Origin of the sequence: Aeromonas sp. 604176, from assembly GCF_049170755.1 — a bacterium.
In the GTDB taxonomy this organism is placed as follows: domain Bacteria; phylum Pseudomonadota; class Gammaproteobacteria; order Enterobacterales; family Aeromonadaceae; genus Aeromonas; species Aeromonas veronii_A.
On the sequence record NZ_JAAKNE010000257.1, the window covers coordinates 1 to 1,244 of the forward strand.

1 protein-coding gene is annotated in these 1,244 nt (G+C 64.1%); it reads left to right on the forward strand.

All coding sequences use genetic code 11. The features are described 5' to 3' along the window. Window positions 1-164 precede the first annotated feature (164 nt). Window positions 165-1,121: an aminoimidazole riboside kinase gene (locus tag G5358_RS21155; protein WP_421324888.1), complete on the forward strand. Its 957-nt coding sequence runs from the start codon at window positions 165-167 to the stop codon at window positions 1,119-1,121. Window positions 1,122-1,244: the final 123 nt, after the last annotated feature.

The following is a 1,244-nucleotide window of genomic DNA, read 5'->3' on the forward strand; positions in this document are numbered from 1 at the left end:
CGCCGGTGGCGAGTGGAACTTTGGCGTACAGATGGAAACCTGGTTCTAGTTCGTTATCCCGATCACAAAAATGGCAGCCGGTGCCGAGATCTGTTGGTTGGCTAAAACGGTTCAGCTGATAATGTCAGCCAACAGAACAGAGTTCGGGTTTGACCGTGGATCCGATGCAGCAGTGGAGTAGCAAGGTGACGAATCGTGTGTGGGTAATGGGGGATGCGGTGGTGGACTTGATCCCGGAAGGGGCGTTGCACTACCTCAAGTGTCCGGGTGGCGCGCCCGCCAATGTGGCGGTTGGTGTGGCACGGCTGGGTGGCGATGCGGCCTTTATCGGCCGGGTTGGTGCCGATCCGTTCGGCCGCTTTATGGCCGACACCCTGAGCGGGGAGGGGGTGGATATCGGTGCGCTGCGGCTCGATCCAGACCATCGCACCTCTACCGTGCTGGTGGCACTGGATGATGAGGGGGAGCGCAGCTTCACCTTTATGGTGCGCCCCAGTGCCGACCAGTTTCTCACCCCAAATGAGTTGCCCCGCTTCGACGCCGGTCAGTGGCTTCTCACCTGCTCCATCGCGCTCGCCAACGAGCCGGTGCGCACCAGCAGCCTGCAGGCCATGGCGGCTATCAAGGCGGCAGGAGGGCGGGTCTGTTTCGACCCCAACCTGCGCCCCGAGGTGTGGGGCAACCCTGCCGAGATGCTGCCGCTGGTGCGTCAGGCCATTGCGCAGGCGGATGTGGTCAAGCTCTCCATCGAGGAGCTGCAACTGCTGAGTGGCGAGGATGAACTGGTCGCCGGGCTTGCAACTATCTCTGGCCCGGCGCTGGTGCTGGTGACCAGAGGGGCGGCCGGGGTGGTGGCTCGCCTTGATGGCGAGTTGCTGGAGTGGGTGGGGCATAAAGTGACGCCCATCGACACCACGGGGGCGGGGGACGCCTTCGTCGCCGGTCTGCTGGCGGCGCTGGCCGGGCGCTCGTCGCTGCCGACACTGGCCGAGCTACCCGCCATCCTGGCTCAGGCCCACGGCTGCGGGGCGCTTGCCACCACCGCCAAGGGGGCGATGACGGCGCTGCCGACCCGCTCCGAACTGGATGCCTTTTTGCGATCAGGCGCAAGCGGCTGTTGAGCTGAGGCTAGAAGCCCGGTGCAACAGCCCCTACTCTCATGTGACTAGGGCCCGCCAGCGTGGCGGGTCATAAGAGGAAGAATATGAATATCAGTGCGATAGCCAAGGATCTGGTGCCCCTGC

What these genes read in the sequence shown, in the direction of transcription:
- G5358_RS21155 (WP_421324888.1), top strand. Translation starts at nt 165, where the DNA reads ATGCAGCAGTGGAGTAGCAAGGTGACGAATCGTGTGTGGGTAATGGGG.